Raw genomic sequence first — 567 nt, forward strand, 5'->3', positions numbered from 1 at the left:
CACCAGATTTGACAATAGCTCTGATCTTCAAGTCTTATGCCCAAGTTAAGCTTCCAACTTGACTTTCTTATTCACTGTGTAACTCTCCAATAAACTGAAATAGCGACAAATCATGACTTACAAAAAAACCGAAAAAATATACTTGATTTAATATTCAACAACCCAAATATCTTTGATTGAGAAATCGTTCTCATAACTTACATTTACCCAAAAGGAGTAAACTGATGGGCAAGTACGTAATTAAGAAATCTACAAAGGATACTGATCAACCGTACTACTTTGTACTTAAAGCAAACAACGGGCAGGTGATCGCGACAAGTGAAATGTATGCTTCAAAGCAAGGAGCAGAAAATGGTATCGACTCTGTTAAGAATAATGCAGACTCAGAAACTATTGACGAGTCTTAAACTGAATCCAGTTTTAGACTTATAGTTGCCAACGATGCCACCTACCAAGGTGGCATTTTTAGATAACAATGTTATTCAGTTTTTTGATAAGTTGAAAAATAGCGAAAATTGTTTAAGTTAATGTTCAACTCGAACTTCTACGAGCTATTGTCAAATCTGG

General features: G+C 34.9%; 1 protein-coding gene. It reads left to right on the forward strand.

The annotated features are described in order from the left end of the window. Positions 1–224 precede the first annotated feature (224 nt). The gene (locus TW77_RS23970; RefSeq protein ID WP_046007494.1) at positions 225–407 is read left to right on the forward strand and encodes a YegP family protein; all 183 of its coding nucleotides are present in this window, start codon (positions 225–227) and stop codon (positions 405–407) included. Positions 408–567 lie beyond the last annotated feature (160 nt).

Origin of the sequence: Pseudoalteromonas rubra (assembly GCF_000967655.1) — a bacterium.
Taxonomy (GTDB): Bacteria; Pseudomonadota; Gammaproteobacteria; order Enterobacterales; family Alteromonadaceae; genus Pseudoalteromonas; species Pseudoalteromonas rubra_A.

Excerpts from the sequence above, each read along its gene's own strand:
- TW77_RS23970 (WP_046007494.1), top strand. The coding sequence starts at position 225 with ATGGGCAAGTACGTAATTAAGAAATCTACAAAGGATACTGATCAACCG.